The organism is Halomicrococcus pelagicus (genome assembly GCF_050954125.1).
In genome coordinates this window covers 15,296-29,564 of record NZ_JBPBWC010000012.1, presented here as the reverse complement: position 1 = coordinate 29,564, position 14,269 = coordinate 15,296, and the positions used below count along the sequence as shown (strand labels likewise).

At 70.4% G+C, this 14,269-nt stretch carries 12 protein-coding genes; 9 read left to right on the top strand and 3 right to left on the bottom strand.

The annotated features are described in order from the left end of the window. Positions 1-131: 131 nt before the first annotated feature. Complete coding sequence (locus tag ACRYA2_RS18255; protein ID WP_433631346.1) at positions 132-2,126, bottom strand: bacterio-opsin activator domain-containing protein; 1,995 nt, start codon at positions 2,124-2,126, stop codon at positions 132-134. A 126-nt stretch (positions 2,127-2,252) separates the two neighbouring features. Between ACRYA2_RS18255 and ACRYA2_RS18250 the strand changes: the two genes are divergently transcribed. Beyond that, positions 2,253-2,438, top strand: a complete 186-nt coding sequence (locus ACRYA2_RS18250) for a hypothetical protein (RefSeq protein ID WP_433631343.1) — start codon at positions 2,253-2,255, stop codon at positions 2,436-2,438. Here ACRYA2_RS18250 and ACRYA2_RS18245 read toward each other — a convergent pair. Then, positions 2,404-3,069 carry a uracil-DNA glycosylase family protein gene (locus ACRYA2_RS18245; RefSeq protein ID WP_433631623.1) on the bottom strand — a complete coding sequence of 222 codons (666 nt, stop codon included), beginning with the start codon at positions 3,067-3,069 and terminating at the stop codon, positions 2,404-2,406. The two genes, ACRYA2_RS18250 and ACRYA2_RS18245, sit on opposite strands and share 35 nt — an antisense overlap. Before the next feature lie 140 nt (positions 3,070-3,209). On the opposite strand from ACRYA2_RS18245, the gene ACRYA2_RS18240 reads away from it, so the two are divergent. Both ACRYA2_RS18240 and ACRYA2_RS18235 read left to right on the top strand, forming a co-directional pair. Further along, positions 3,210-4,505, top strand: a complete 1,296-nt coding sequence (locus ACRYA2_RS18240) for an alpha-amylase family protein (protein ID WP_433631340.1) — start codon at positions 3,210-3,212, stop codon at positions 4,503-4,505. After that, positions 4,403-4,828 carry an alpha-glucosidase C-terminal domain-containing protein gene (locus tag ACRYA2_RS18235; protein ID WP_433631337.1) on the top strand — a complete coding sequence of 142 codons (426 nt, stop codon included), beginning with the start codon at positions 4,403-4,405 and terminating at the stop codon, positions 4,826-4,828. Before ACRYA2_RS18240 ends, ACRYA2_RS18235 begins: the two co-directional genes overlap by 103 nt. Here ACRYA2_RS18235 and ACRYA2_RS18230 read toward each other — a convergent pair. Beyond that, positions 4,825-5,463 (bottom strand): cyclase family protein, encoded by a 639-nt coding sequence (locus ACRYA2_RS18230; protein ID WP_433631620.1) that lies wholly within the window; start codon positions 5,461-5,463, stop codon positions 4,825-4,827. The two genes, ACRYA2_RS18235 and ACRYA2_RS18230, sit on opposite strands and share 4 nt — an antisense overlap. 289 nt (positions 5,464-5,752) lie before the next feature. Here ACRYA2_RS18230 and ACRYA2_RS18225 point away from each other — a divergent pair, with 289 nt between their 5' ends. The 6 genes from ACRYA2_RS18225 to ACRYA2_RS18200 are packed head-to-tail and all read left to right on the top strand — an operon-like array spanning position 5,753 to position 14,253. Further along, a complete protein-coding gene (locus ACRYA2_RS18225; RefSeq protein ID WP_433631334.1) occupies positions 5,753-7,123 on the top strand; it encodes a diaminobutyrate--2-oxoglutarate transaminase in 1,371 nt (456 codons plus the stop codon). Next, on the top strand, positions 7,116-8,606 hold the full coding sequence (locus tag ACRYA2_RS18220; protein WP_433631332.1) for a pyridoxal phosphate-dependent decarboxylase family protein: 1,491 nt from the start codon (positions 7,116-7,118) through the stop codon (positions 8,604-8,606). Before ACRYA2_RS18225 ends, ACRYA2_RS18220 begins: the two co-directional genes overlap by 8 nt. Next, positions 8,603-10,405, top strand: a complete 1,803-nt coding sequence (locus ACRYA2_RS18215) for an IucA/IucC family protein (RefSeq protein ID WP_433631329.1) — start codon at positions 8,603-8,605, stop codon at positions 10,403-10,405. The genes ACRYA2_RS18220 and ACRYA2_RS18215 overlap by 4 nt, the downstream gene beginning before the upstream one ends. Then, positions 10,402-11,040: a GNAT family N-acetyltransferase gene (locus ACRYA2_RS18210; protein ID WP_433631326.1), complete on the top strand. Its 639-nt coding sequence runs from the start codon at positions 10,402-10,404 to the stop codon at positions 11,038-11,040. Before ACRYA2_RS18215 ends, ACRYA2_RS18210 begins: the two co-directional genes overlap by 4 nt. Then, entirely contained in the window at positions 11,033-12,424 is a 1,392-nt protein-coding gene (locus ACRYA2_RS18205; RefSeq protein WP_433631324.1) for a lysine N(6)-hydroxylase/L-ornithine N(5)-oxygenase family protein, read from the top strand. Before ACRYA2_RS18210 ends, ACRYA2_RS18205 begins: the two co-directional genes overlap by 8 nt. After that, positions 12,421-14,253: an IucA/IucC family protein gene (locus ACRYA2_RS18200; RefSeq protein WP_433631322.1), complete on the top strand. Its 1,833-nt coding sequence runs from the start codon at positions 12,421-12,423 to the stop codon at positions 14,251-14,253. The genes ACRYA2_RS18205 and ACRYA2_RS18200 overlap by 4 nt, the downstream gene beginning before the upstream one ends. The last annotated feature ends 16 nt before the right edge of the window (positions 14,254-14,269 follow it).

The following is a 14,269-nucleotide window of genomic DNA, read 5'->3' as shown; positions in this document are numbered from 1 at the left end:
GCTCCGGCCCTCGGAGTCGCGTCCCGGTCGCTACCCCTCGCCCCTCGCGGCGCGCCGGGACAGCGGAAATCGCGGGGGTGGTCGGTGCGGCCAGCGGGCAGCCGGCGACGCGGACGACGCCCGCGACCGACCTATCTCCCGTCGAAGAACTCGGCGCAGAGCTTTCGCTGGGCGGCCCGGAGATGCTCGTGGAACGTAGACCGGGATATCCCCATCGAACTGGCGAGGTCCTCGCCCGTCACCGGTCGGGGCCACTCGAAGAAGCCGCCGACGTACGCCTTCTGGAGCGCCGTCAACTGGCGGTCCGTGAGTTCGTCGGACAGCGACGCGATGAACTCCTGTTTCGTCTTCGCCGGGCGCTCGCGGTGGCGCAGCGCCAGCAGCTCCGTCCCGTCGTACCTGGACCGGAGGTCGTCGACCAGCGAGCGCACGTCCGCCGACTCGGGGAACTCGACGACCATCCGTCCTTCGCCGTCCGCGGCGCTGATGGACTGGGTCTTGCCGCCGTGGCCGGACACGGTCGAGACGACCGCGTCCGCGGGGAGGTCGAACTCCACCAGCGACGCGCCGTCCTGTTCGGCGACCAGGGTCGCGCCCGCGACGTCCTCGCAGTCCTCGGCGGCCTCGACGACGCGCTCTCCGTCCGCGCCGCTGACCGAGAACAGCGAGACGAGCGACCCGTCTTCGCGGTGGACCGACCCCCTGTAGGTGAGTTCGGCACCGGTCTCCCGGGAGACCGCGACGAAGAAGAGGTCCGGGTCGCGGAAGGACAACTCCGTCTCGACGACGCTGTCGGCGACGAGGATGCGCCGCGTCTCCCGGGCGTTGATGGCGCTGGCGATGGCCCTGCCGAGCGACCGCAGGACGACGCGCTCGCGCTCGTCGAACGCGTCCGGGCGGGTCGCCTGCACCACGAGCACGCCGTACTCGGCGTCCTCGGCGTCGAGCGGTATCGCCGCCGCGTGGCCGTCGGCGCTCACCCGGAACTCGCCCGTCCGGAGCGCCGTGTCGACCACCTCGGCGTCGGGGTCGGGCGTCGGCGCGTCGGCGGCGTCGGTAGCGTCGGTCGCCGCGGTCGCTGACTCCCGGGGCTGCACCGTGCCGCGTCCGACGTCGCGCTCGCCGACCCAGGCCAGTTCGTAGGGGTCGCTGTCGGCCAGTCGTCGGCAGACCGCCGCCTCTATCTCCGCGCGCGTGTCCGCCTCGACCACCGCGCTGGTCACGTCACCGAGCAGTCCCTCGATGCGCTCCAGCAGGAATTCGAGCTCCTCTGCGCGCCGGCGGGCGGTGCGCTCGGCGCGCTTGCGCTCCGTCACGTCCGTCTGGAAGCCGACGAAGTGGGTGACCTCGCCGTCGTCTCCGCGCACGGGCGCGATGTCAACCTTGTTCCAGAACGCCTCGCCGTCCCGTCGGTAGTTCCGGAGTTCGACGGAGACGGGTTCCTCGGCGTCGATGGCCGCCGACATCCGCTCGACGGCCTCCGGGTCGGTCTCCTCGCCCTGGAGGAACCGGCAGTTGCGCCCGAGCACCTCTTCGGCCGGATAGCCCGTCAGTTCCTCGAACGCCTCGTTGATGTACACGAGCGGTTCGTCGTCCGACTCCGCGCTCGCGATGGTGATGCCGACGGGCGCTTCGTTGATGGCGCGCTCCTTCAGTTCGAACTCCGCCGCCACGTCGGTCGACGCGGCGAGGTCGCCGGCCGACAGTTCGGAGAGCCTGGTGGTCGAGCCGTCCATCCGCGCGGTCGACGGCGTTCCGGCCGCCGGTTCCGCCGTCGGGTCGGACGGAGCGTCGTTCGACGCACCGGAGGCGTCCGACGGCGGGTCGACGGGCTGGAACGCGAGCGTCAGTTCGTCGCCGTCCGGATGGATTCTGACGGCGTGGTCGTCCTCGAGCGCGACGCGGACGGAGACCGGTTCGCCGCGGCGGCTGGCCCACTCGCAGTGCTCGCGGAGCCGGTCGACGGCGGTCGCGGGAAAGGTCTCCGAGAGAGCGTCGCCGACGCGAACGTCGAACCGGTCGCTCGCCGCGTCGTTCCGGTAGGTGACGCGCCGGTCTTCGTCGAGCGCGACGACGGGGTCGGCGAGGCGCTCGACCGCCCGGCGCGCGGAGTCGGGACGGGTCACGTCGCCAGTTACGGACCCGTTCCTCATAGATGTTCAGTTCAACCGCCGGTAGCCGTCGGTCGCTCGACCGCGCGACGGGCCGCGGTCGCCCGGAGTCACCAAGTGCCTCGACGCCGACTGTCCCCCATGGACATCGAGTCGCTCGGAACGCCCAAGCTGGTCGCCATCGGAATCGGGGCCGTCGTCGGGCTCGTCGTCGTCGACCTCGTACTGCTCCCGGTCGCGCTGCTGGCGCTGTCGATGGTCGGAGCCATCGTCGAGGAGGTAATTCGCGTCGTCACCGAACCTCGTACGGCTCGTCGGTCGCGGTGAACCGTCCGAGGTCGACCGTCTGGCGGTAGTCCCCCGCGAGAATCCCTGCGAGTTCGTCGCGGAGCGCGTCGTCGTCGCCCGCCTCCCACTCGCGCGGGTCGCGTATCGGCACGACGAGGAAGCCCCGGCCTTTCAACTGGGCGGCGTGCAGGGACGCCATCCCCCGGGACAGCTCCGACGCTCGCGCGGTGTACTCCTCGAGGACGTGCGCCGTCGCTCGCTCGCCGACGGGGAGCAACACGTGGGCCGCGATCGCGCGCAGTTCCGCGTCGAAGAACGGTTCAAGGGCGGCGTACTCCCGGTCGGTCGGCTCCCGGTCGTCGGGCAGACAGCACATGTGAAGGTAGCTCGAAAAGAGGTTCGAGACGGTCGGTTCGTCGCTGTAGGCGTCGCCGAGCAGTCCGACCTCGTTCAGCACCGGCTGGAGTCGCTCGCCCGCGACGCCGTCCGTGAACGGGACGCCGGTGGACACGCCGCCGTGAGCGTTCGGATGGTCGCCGACGAGGTGGAAGTCGGCGTTGGCGTCGCCGTAGCCGAACACGGCCGACCGGCCGCCGTCGGCCGCACAGTCGTACTCGCAAGGCGGGGACATGCCGAATGGGTTGGAGGTCCGGTCCGTGACGTTCTGCACGTCGTGCAGTAGTCGCGTCCGGGTTAAAGGCAGTACGGTCGTCCGGCGGAACTGTCGGAAGACGGACGGCTCGCCGTCACGTCTCTTCGTATCGTCTCCCAGCCACATGATTTTCTTGCCCTCCTTCCTTGGTTGCGGTCGTGCGAGAGACGGAGAATTCGTGGTACCAGGACGCCACCGTCTACTCCGTAGACCTGAAGGCGTTCCGGGACGCGGACGGCGACGGCATCGGCGACTTCCAGGGGCTCACGGAGAGCCTCGACTACTTCTCCAGACTGGGCATCGACTGCATCTGGCTGCTGCCGTTCTACCCGACGCCGGGTCGGGACAACGGTTACGACGTGATGGACTACTACGGGGTGGACTCCCGGCTCGGCACGCTCGGCGACTTCGTGGAGTTCGTGCGCGCGGCCGAGTCGCGGGGCATCCGGGTCGTCGTGGACCTCGTGGTGAACCACACGTCCGACCAGCACCCGTGGTTCCAGGCCGCCCGCGAGGACCCCGACTCGAAGTACCGGGACTTCTACCTCTGGGCGGACGAGGAGCCGGACCTCCACCCCGACCGGGGACCGATATTCCCGGGCGAGGAGGACCACGTCTGGTCGTACGACGAGGCGGCGGACGCGTACTACTACCACCGGTTCTACCACTTCCAGCCGGACCTGAACGTCGCCAACCCCGCGGTGCGCGAGGAGGTCAAGAAGATAATCGGCTTCTGGCTGGAGCTCGGCGTCGACGGCTTCCGCATCGACGCCGCAGGGTTGCTCACCCAGACGAAGGGGCTCGCGGAGGGGCCGCTGGACGACCCCCACGGCTTCCTGCGGGAGATGCGCGAATTCGTCTCCCGGCGGCGCAGCGACGCCGTCCTCCTCGCGGAGGCGGACAGGCCGCCCGCTGAACTCGGTGAGTACTTCGGCGACGGCGACGAGATGCATCTCCTGCTGAACTTCCAGCTAAACGCTCGTCTGGTGCTCGCGCTGGCCCGCGGCGAGTCCGCTCCGCTGGCGTACGTGCTCGACGAACTGCCCGACCCGCCCGAGGGCGCCGGCTGGGCGAACTTCCTGCGGAACCTGGAAGAACTCAACATCGGCGCGCTCACCGAGGCGGAGCAGGCGGACGTGTACGAGGCGTTCGCGCCCGACGAGGACATGCGCATCTACGACCGGGGCATCCGCCGCCGACTCGCGCCGATACTCGACGGCGACCGCGACCGCATCGAACTCGCCTACAGCCTGCTGTTCTCGCTGCCCGGTACGCCCGTCGTCGTCTACGGCGACGAGATGGGGATGGGCGAGGACTTGAACCAGCCCGGACGCTTCGCCGTCCGACCCCGATGCAGTGGTCCGACGAGAAGAACGCCGGCTTCTCGACCGCCGACCCCGACGACCTCGTCCGCCCGGTCGTCTCGGACGAGGCGTTCGGCCCCGGGGCGGTGAACGTCGCCGACCAGCGGGCCGACCCCGACTCGCTGCTCAACTGGACGAGTCGCCTCGTCCGGACTCGCGGCGAGTTCCCCGAACTCTCCCGGGGGGACTGCACCGTCCTCGACGCGGACCATCCGGCGGTGTTCGCCCACGCGAGTTCGCTCGACGGCGACTCCATCGTCGCGGTCCACAACCTCGACGACGAGACGGCGACGGTCACGCTGGCGCTGAACGCCGACCCGACGCCCGTCTTCGGCGACGCCCGCTTCGAACCGGACGGCGACGACCTGCACGTCTCGCTGGGCCCCTACGGCTACTGCTGGTTCCGACCCTAGCCGTCCGTCTCGGCGACGGCCCGAACCGGCGCACCGTCCCCGTCCGCGACCGGCAGGGGGTACGCCCGGAGCCGGAACCGCTGCGGGAGTCCCGCGAGGTTCGTCAGGTTCTCCAGTATCAGTCGCTCCGCGCCGAGCAGTTCGTGGTGGGCGGGCACGCCCGTCGGTTCCTCGTCGCTCCCGCTTCCGGGCGTCGGGTCGACGCTGAGCGCGTCCACCGCGACGTGGTGACCGCGGTCGGCACACCACGCCGCGGCCTCTCGCGCGAGGTACGGGTGGTCAAGGTAGGCGTCGGTGCCCCAGCGGTCGGCCCACCCCGTCCGGAGGACGAGCAGGTCGGCGTCCGTCTCAGGCAGCGCCGACCGTTCGATGGGGTCGCGCGGGCCGCAGTCCGTGCAGTCGACGAGGCGCGCGTCGAACGCGAACGTCTCGACCGGAAACGAGTCTATCGTCCGTCCGTCCGGTTCGGTGTGGCTGGGCGCGTCCACGTGCGTCCCGCTGTGCGTGCCGAGCGACAACCGGGTCACCCGGTAGCCGTCCGCCTCGTGGGTCGCGTGCGGCGACAGCGTCACGTCGGGGTCGCCCGGATACACCTGCGTCGACGGACCGAGGGGATGTGAGAGGTCGCGGGTCACGGTCGCCGGTTCGTCGCGCCGGTACAAATCCCGTGCGGAACTCCTGGCGTCGCGGTCGACGCACGCGCCGAAGGATGTCGACCGCACGCGTGCGCTCGGGCCGCTCGTCGCGTTCTTCTCGCCGGAAGTGACGGTGTCGGTCGACGACAGGTCACGGCGTTTAGGCTGGCCTAAAATCCGATGCCTTTACCTTGGTTTAGGCAAGCCTAAATTAATGTATGCAGCGAGCGACCCCACGAATGCAACGGCAGTGCGACGCCGAACCGTCCGAAATCGGAGGGTTCTCCCCGTGAGCTACCTCGACGGCGGTAACGACGCGATTCTCGCCCAGCAGGCCGAACGGGAGTCGAACGCGCGGACCTACCCGCGCCACCTCCCGTTCGCCATCCGCGAAGCGCAGGGTGTCACCGTCACCGACATGGACGGCGACGAGTACTACGACTGTCTCGCCGGCGCGGGAACGCTCGCGCTCGGGCACAACCATCCCGTCGTCACCGAGGCGATGGAGCGAGCCATGGACGCCGACCGTCCGCTCCACACGCTCGACATCTCGACGCCCGCGAAGGAGCGCTTCGTCGACTCGCTCTTCGAGAGCCTCCCCGACGAGTTCGCCGACTCCGCGAAGGTGCAGTTCTGCAGTCCCGCCGGTACCGACGCCGTGGAGGCGGCGCTCAAACTCGTGAAGACTGCCACCGGGAACCGGAGCGTCCTGGGGTTCCAGGGCGCGTACCACGGCATGACCAGCGGTGCGCTCTCGCTGATGGGCGACACCGACGCCAAGGAGGCGGTCCCCGGACTGGTCGACGACGTCCATCACCTGCCGTACCCCCACGACTACCGCTGTCCCTTCGGCATCGGGGGCGAGGCGGGCCATCGCACCGCGAGCACGTACGTCGAGAACCTGCTCGCCGACCCGGAGAGCGGCGTCACCGACCCCGCGGGGATGATCCTCGAACCGGTTCAGGGCGAGGGCGGGTCCGTCCCCGCGCCGGACGAGTGGCTCCGGGAGATGCGTCGGGTCACCCGCGAACACGACGTTCCGCTCGTCGTCGACGAGGTCCAGACCGGCCTCGGCCGCACCGGCGAACTGTACGCCTTCGAGCACGCCGACATCACGCCCGACGTAGTGACGCTCTCGAAGGCCGTCGGCGGCGGCCTCCCGCTCGCCGTGGTCGTGTACGACGAGGCGCTCGACGCGTGGGACCCCGGCACCCACGCGGGAACCTTCCGCGGCAACCAGCTCGCGATGGCCGCCGGCGAAGCGACCGTCGAGTACGTGCTGGAACACGACCTCGACGACCACGCCGCCGAGATGGGGTCGCGCCTGCGCACCCGGTTGGCGGAGACGGCGGCACGCTTCGACCGCGTCGGCGACGTTCGCGGTCGCGGGCTGATGCTCGGCGTCGAGTTCGTCGACCCGGACGCGCCGTGGCGGGGTGCCGGTCCGCACGCGCCCGACGGCGACTTCGCCGAGGCGGTTCGGGCGGCGTGTTTCGACCACGGCCTCGTCGTCGAACTCGGCGGTCGCGACGGCGCTACCGCGCGCTTTCTCCCGCCGCTGGTCGTCTCGTCGGAACAGGTCGACGACATCGCCGGCATCTTCGACGAGGCGGTCGAAGCCGTCGCGAACGCCCCCGGAGAGGTGTCGACGGATGACTGAGGCGGACGACGCCGACCGCCTCTTCCTCGGCACGGCGGCGGGCGAGGCGACCTATCGCGAGGCGCTGGACCGCGCCGCTGAGGCTGTCGTCGACGCCGCCGACCGTGAGCGACCGTTCTCTGGCCGTTCCCCCGACGCGCTCGACGCACTGCTCGACGACGGTCCTGTGCTGCCAGAGGAGGGCGTCGGCCTCGACGCGGCGCTCGACGAGGTGGCAGAGCGCGTCCTCCCGCACACGGTGAACGTGGCCGACGGGCGGACCGCCGCCCACCTGCACTGCCCCCCGATGGTGCCCGGACTCGCCGCCGAGGTGCTGCTCTCGGCGACCAACCAGTCGCTCGACTCGTTCGACCAGAGCGGGGCCGCCACGCTCGTCGAGCGGCGCGTCGTCGACGCGCTCGCCGACCTCTTCGACCTCCCGGACGGCGCGGACGGCGTCGTCACGGGCGGCGGGACGGAGTCGAACTTCCAGGGGCTGTTGCTCGCCCGGAACCGGTACTGCGCCGACCGTTTCGGCCGCGACGTCCAGTCCTCCGGACTGCCGCTCGCGGCGAAGCGGCTCCGCGTCCTCTGCTCGGAGGAGGCGCACTTCACCGCGGAGCAGGCGGCCGCCCACCTCGGCCTCGGGGAGAACGCCGTCGTCACCGTCCCGACCGACGACGACCGGCGCATGGACCCGTCGGCGCTGGACGAGACGATAGCCGACCTCCGGGACCGCGACCACGAACCGTTCGCGCTCGTCGGCACCGCCGGGACGACCGACTTCGGGGCCATCGACCCGCTCGACGACCTCGCGGACCGCGCGGCCGACCATGACCTCTGGTTCCACGTCGACGCCGCGTTCGGCGGGGCGCTCGCGCTCGGCGACGAGCGCGACCGCCTCGCGGGCGTCGAGCGCGCCGACTCGCTGGCCGTCGACTTCCACAAGCTGTTCTACCAGCCGATAAGCTGCGGAGCCTTCCTCGTCCGCGACGGCGCCGCGTTCGCCCACGCCGCGCGCAACGACGAGTACCTCAACCCCGCGGACGCGGCGGCTCCGAACCTCGTCGAGAAGTCGACGCGCACGACTCGCCGCTTCGACGCGCTGAAACCCTACGTCGCGTTCCGGGCGCTCGGCCGGGAGCGCCTGGCCCCCCTCGTCGAGACGACGCTCGACACTGCGGACGACGCCGCCGCGCTCCTCGCCGACGCCGACGACTTCGACCTCCTCGCCGACCCGTCGCTGAACACGGTCGTCTTCCGCTATCGACCCGACGAGGACCTGACCGCGGGCGAACTCGACCGCTTCACCCGCGCCGTCCGCGAGGCGCTGTTCAACGCGGGGCGGGCGGTCGTCGCCCGCACCGAGGTCGACGGCGTGGCGGCGCTGAAGCTCACGCTGATGAACCCCCGGACGACGCTCGACGACGTCGCGGCCGTCCTCGACGCCATCCGCGACTGCGCCCGGACCGTCACCGCGGTCCGGCGGGAGGTGACGGCATGAGCGATGTCGACCCGGACGCCCGCGCGGACCGGGCGACGGTGCAGGCGTTCCTGAACTGCTACCTCCGTGAAACCGGCGAGTACTCGGTCCACGAGGACGCCGTCGCGGGCGTCGAACCCGGTCCCGACGGGCTCCTGCGGGCGACGCTCCCGGCGCAGGACGTCGCGGTCGTCGCGCCGCTCGCACACCGCTCGCCGACCGAGCGCCACCTGTTCGAGTTCCCCGTCCGGTACCGTCTCCCCGACGGGTCGGTCCACCGGGCCGACGCCGCGACGCTCGCGACGCTGGTGACGAAGGACCTTCTGCTCGCCGACGGCGGCGACGCGGGCGACGTCCGCGACGAACTCCTCGAACGCGTCCTCCGGAGCGAGCAGAACACGGCGCGGTTCGTCGCGGCGCGCGCCAGCGACGAGGACCGACTCGTCGGTCCGGACGTCTCGTTCCGCGACGCCGAACAGTCGCTCGTCTTCGGCCACCACCGCCACCCGACGCCGAAGAGCAGGCAGGGAATCGCCGAGCGCGACCGCGAGACGTACGCGCCGGAACTCCGGGCGTCGTTCCCGCTCCACTACTTCCGGGCCGACCCCGGCCTCGTCTCGCAGGCCTCCGCGCTCGACCGGTCCGCCGCCGAGTGGGTGGACGACGCCCTCCGCGACGACCCCGAGGTACCGTCGTCGTTCGTCGCCGACCACGTGGAGTCCGACGACGTCCTCCTGCCGGTCCACCCGTGGCAGGCCGACTACCTGCTCGACCGCCCCCACGTGCGGACCCACCTCGGCGACGGCCTCGAGCACCTCGGCGCTGTCGGCCGGGAGTTCGCCCCCACGACGTCGGTCCGGACGCTCTACAGCCCCGACGCGTCGCTCATGGTGAAGTCGTCGCTCCGCGTGAAGATAACCAACTCCGTCCGGACGAACAAGCGGCCGGAACTGGAGCGAGGCGTCGCCGTCGCCGAACTCCTCGACACCGCGTTCGGCGACGAACTCCGCGCCGAGTTCCCCGACTTCGACGTCGTCCGCGACCCGGCGTACCTCGCGCTGGACGCCGGCGATGGGTCCGAGTCGGGGCTGGAGACGGTCCTCCGGTCGAACCCGTTCACCGGCGACCGCGCCGAGCGGTCGACGCCCGTCGTCGCGCTCTGTCAGGACGGCATCGCGGGTCCGTCGCGCCTCGGCCGCCTCGTCGCGGACGTCGCGGCGCGCGAGGGCCGCGACACCGCCGCCGTCAGCGAGGAGTGGTTCCGGCGGTATCTCGAAGTCGGGATTCGGCCCGTGCTGTGGCTTTACCTCGTGCAGGGCGTCGGCGTCGAGGCGCACCAGCAGAACTCGGTGGTGACCCTCGACGGGGACGGCTACCCCGACGAGTTCCGATACCGGGACAACCAGGGGTTCTACTTCCCCGAATCCATGTACCCCCGGGTCGAGGAGTACCTCCCCGGGGTCGGCGAGCGCGCGGACACCGTCTGCGCGGACGCCATCGCGGACGAGCGCCTGCGCTACTACGTGATACTGAACAACGCTCTCGGCGTGGTCAACGCCTTCGGCGCGGCGGACCTCGTCGACGAGCGACGGCTCCTGTGGCTCCTCCGCGAGGAACTCGAACGGGCGCGGCGGCGCTACGACCGCCCGTCCTCGTCGTTCCTGGGCCCGCTCCTGGACGACGAGACGGTCCCGTGCAAGGCCAACCTCCTCACGCGCTTCCGCGGCCTCGACGAACTCCAGAACGACCTGGAGAACCAGTCGGTGTACGCGGACGTGAAGAATCCGCTGGTCGCCGAACTGGAGGTGGGTCGCGCGTGACGGGACCGGACGCCGTCGTCGCGGCCCGGTACGACTTCCAGACGCACGCGCGCGACGTCGGCAAGACGGTGTCGCTCCGACCGGTCGACCTCGACCGGGACCTCGGCCGCCTCCACCGGTGGCTTGGGAGCGAGCACGTCAAGCCCTACTGGCAACTCGACCTGCCGCTGCCCGCGTTCCGCGAGGAACTCCGGGAGAAGCTCGAAGACGACCACCTCACGCCCTACGTCGGCTGTCTCGACCACGTCCCGATGAGCTACTGGGAGTGCTACTGGGCGGCCGACGACGCGCTCGCGAACCACTACGACGCCGACCCGAACGACCAGGGCGTCCACCTGCTCGTCGGACCCGAGGAGTATCTCGGCCACGGGTACGCGCTCCCCCTGCTGCGGGCCGTGGTCGCCATGCGGTTCCGCCACCCCGAAACCCGGCGGGTGGTGGCCGAACCGGACGCGCGCAACGAGCGTGCCCGCCGCGTCTTCGAACGCTGCGGCTTCCGCGACGAGGGGGAGTTCCGCTTCGACGAGCGCGAGAAGGACGCGGCGCTCCTCGTCTGCGACCGAGACCGCTTCGAGTCCCAGGTGCTGACGGACCCGCCGGCGGCGCCCGCACAGGGGGTGGCCGACGATGACTGAGGACGCCGGGTCGGCGGCGACGACCCACGACGTCGTGGGCGTCGGCCTCGGACCGTTCAACCTCGGTCTCGCCGCGCTCCTCGACGGGACCGACGCGGTCGACGTCGACGCCGTCTTCCTCGAACGGGACGAGGTGTTCCAGTGGCACGAGGGGATGTTGCTGGAGGGGACGACCCTCGAGGTGCCGTTCCTCGCGGACCTCGTCACCCTCGCGGACCCGACGAACCCCCACAGCTACCTCAACTACCTGCGGGAGACGGGCCGTATCTACGAGTTCTACTTCTACGAGACGTTCCAGACGCCCCGCCGCGAGTATAACGACTACCTCCAGTGGGTGTCGGAGCGCCTCGACGCGACCCGGTTCGCCCGCGAGGTCACCGAGGTCAGGTGGGACGACGACGCGGCCGAGTACGTCGTCGCCGCGTGCCGCCCCGGAACCGACGAGCGCTTCGAGTACCGCGGCGAGAACCTCGCGCTCGGTGTCGGCTCCCGGCCGCAGATTCCGGACCACCTGCAGGGCCACCCGGAGGAGGACGTCTTCCACACCTCGCAGTACCGCCACCACCGCGAGCGCGTGCTGGACGCGGACTCCGTCACCGTCGTCGGGTCGGGCCAGAGCGCGAGCGAGGTGTTCGAGGACCTGCTGGAACGGCAGGCCACCCACGACTACCGCCTGGACTGGCTCACTCGCTCGGACGGGTTCTTCCCGATGGAGTACTCGAAGCTCGGCCTCCAGCACTTCACGCCCGAGTACGAGCGCTACGTCTACGACCTCCCCCAGGCGGTCAAAGACGACCTCGTCCCGAGCCAGGACCGCCTCTACAAGGGCGTCGACCCCGACACGAGCGCCGCCATCTACGACCTGCTCTACCGGCGCTCCATCGGCGACCGCGACCCCGACGTCGGACTGTTCGCAATGACCGAGGTGTGCGACATCGCTGACGTGGGCGACGCCTACGCCCTCGACTGCCGCCAGTGGCAGGCCGAGGAGTCGTTCGTCCACGAGTCGGAGGTCGTCGTCCTCGGAACGGGCTACGAGCGGCCCACGCCGGCGTTCCTCGACCCGCTGGCCGACGCCATCCGCTGGGACGACCGCGGTCGCTTCGCGGTGACCGAGGACCACTGCCTCGACGTCGACCACGCGGGCGACGTCTTCCTCCAGAACGCCGAACTCCACACGCACGGCGTCGGCGTGCCGGACCTCGGCCTCGGCGCCTACCGCAACTCGAAGTTCGTCAACCGACTCGCCGGCCGCGAGGTCCTGCCCGACGACGAGGACACGGTCTTCCAGGACTTCTCGGTCGACCGGTTCGTCGAGCGCGCGCCCGGTGCCTCCCGCGACGGGAGCGAAACGACCCCGCGTACGAACGACCACAGACCATGAACCCGAACGACACGATCCGCGACGCAGCGTTGAGCCAGGACGTCTGGGAGACCGTCGAGCGGCGTCTCCTCGCAAAGATGCTCGAAGAGTTCGCCTACGAGGAGATACTCCACCCGAAGAAGGTGGTCGCGGGCTGCGACCGACACATCTACCGCGTCGACCTCGACCCGGCGAGCTACCGCTTCGAGGCGACCGAGCGGCTGATGGACAGCTACAGCGTCCACGGCGACACCGTCGAACGACGTACCGCCGACGGGGACGCGTGGACGACCGCGACCGACCCCGTGCGCCTCCTCCGGGACCTCGAAGCGACCGTCGACCTCGACGCGCTGACGGCCGGCAACCTCGTCCGCGAGTACGAGCGGACGCTCCTCGCCGACGCCCACGTCGAGGCTCGCAAGCGCGAACGCGACGGGTTCGACCCCGCGGACCTCGACTACGCGCACCTCGAAGGCGAGATGGAGGGCCACCCGTGGATAACCTACAACAAGGGTCGGCTCGGGTGGGGCTACGACGACTACCGGCAGTACGCCCCCGAACGGAAAGAGCCGGTCACGCTGTCGTGGGTGGCCGTCCGGCGGAGCGAGGCGACGTTCACCGCGACGCCCGACCGCGACCACAACTCGCTGGTGCGGAGCGAACTCGGCGACCACTACGACCTGTTCCGCGACCGCCTCGCGGACCGGAGCTGCGACCCGGACGCCTACTACTTCGTCCCGGTCCACGACTGGCAGTGGGAGAACAGCATCGTCCCGCTGTTCCCCGGCGACATCGCCAGCGACGACATCGTTCCCCTCGGCGAGGGGCCGGACGAGTACCTCCCCCAGCAGTCGGTGCGCACCTTCGTCAACCTCGACAGCGAGGAGAAACACCACGTGAAGGTGCCGATGCGCATCCTCAACACGCTCGTCTGGCGCGGCCTCCCGGGTGAACGCACCGAGATAGCGCCGACCGTCACCCGGTACGTCAAGGACATCTACGAGCGGGACGAGTTCCTGCAGGAGCAGGACGTCGTCCTCCCGGGCGAGATAGCAGGCGTCAACTACGACCACGACGACTTCGTCGGCATCGAGGGGTCGCCCTACCAGTACCACGAACTGCTCGGCGCAGTCTGGCGCGAGTCCATCTACACGTTCCTGGAGGACGACGAGCGCGCAGTCACGCTCTCAGCGCTGATGCACGTCGACGGCGACGGCGTCCCGTACCTCTCGCAGCTCGTCGAGCGCTCCGGACTCACCCTCGACGAGTGGGTCGAGGAGTTCTTCGACACCGTGTTGCCGCCGCTCCTCCACTTCCTCTACCGCTACGGGACGGCGTTCTCGCCGCACGGCCAGAACACCATCCTTGTCGTCGAGGACGGCGCTCCGAGCCGTCTCGCGGTCAAGGACTTCGCCGACGACGTGAACGTGAGCGACCGGCCCCTGCCCGAACTCCAGGCTCTCCCCGAGGCGGTAGACGATGTGCTCCGGAAGGAACCGCCCGAGGGTCTCACCCAGTTCGTCTTCTGCGGCCTGTTCGTCTGCGTCCTCCGCTACGTCGCGGACGTGCTGGAAGCCCACGAGGACTACGACGAGGAAGAGTTCTGGACGCACGCCCGCGAGACCGTCCTCGACTACCAGTCGCAGTTCCCGGAACTCGAGGACCGCTTCGAACTGTTCGACCTGCTCCAGCCGGAGTTCACGAAGCTGACGCTCAACCGCAACCGCCTATTCAATTACGGGTACGACGACGCTCCCGGTCGTCCGCACGCCGCGGAACACGGCACAGTCACGAACGCCCTCCACGAGGTGGCGGACGACAGTCGGGTGCACCCGAGGACGGACGACTGACCTGTCCCCGCTCCCG

Bases quoted from the DNA above. Each gene is read 5' to 3' on its own strand.
- ACRYA2_RS18250 (WP_433631343.1), top strand. From the start codon at position 2,253: ATGGACATCGAGTCGCTCGGAACGCCCAAGCTGGTCGCCATCGGAATC.
- ACRYA2_RS18235 (WP_433631337.1), top strand. From the start codon at position 4,403: ATGCAGTGGTCCGACGAGAAGAACGCCGGCTTCTCGACCGCCGACCCC.
- ACRYA2_RS18220 (WP_433631332.1), top strand. From the start codon at position 7,116: ATGACTGAGGCGGACGACGCCGACCGCCTCTTCCTCGGCACGGCGGCG.
- ACRYA2_RS18215 (WP_433631329.1), top strand. From the start codon at position 8,603: ATGAGCGATGTCGACCCGGACGCCCGCGCGGACCGGGCGACGGTGCAG.
- ACRYA2_RS18205 (WP_433631324.1), top strand. From the start codon at position 11,033: ATGACTGAGGACGCCGGGTCGGCGGCGACGACCCACGACGTCGTGGGC.
- ACRYA2_RS18200 (WP_433631322.1), top strand. From the start codon at position 12,421: ATGAACCCGAACGACACGATCCGCGACGCAGCGTTGAGCCAGGACGTC.